General features: G+C 63.3%; 1 pseudogene. It reads right to left on the bottom strand.

The features are described from left to right. Window positions 1–289: pseudogene (locus C5687_RS24455) on the bottom strand (RHS repeat domain-containing protein); the annotation flags it as partial.

Raw genomic sequence — 289 nt, 5'->3', positions numbered from 1 at the left:
ATTGAACCAGTAAATATCACCGCTGCGCTGGTCACGAAGATGGTCCACCCGCGCCAGCGGGCTCCAGGCTTCATTCGGGTCGTATACATACGTGCTGCACAGCCCGCTCTCCTGCTGCTCCTGCAGCAGGCGGTAGCCCTGCCACAGGAAGCGCGTTTCTGTGGTGCCGTGCGTTGTAGTGACGATTTTGCGCGTGCGGCGGCCCAGCGCGTCGTAGTGATAGCGCGCCTCAAAGCGCCCTTCCGGCCCGGTTCCCCGGGCGGACACCAGACGGTTCTCGGCATCATAG

It is taken from the genome of Enterobacter sichuanensis, from assembly GCF_002939185.1.
Lineage (GTDB): Bacteria > Pseudomonadota > Gammaproteobacteria > Enterobacterales > Enterobacteriaceae > Enterobacter > Enterobacter sichuanensis.
This window is presented reverse-complemented; position numbering and strand designations above follow the sequence as displayed.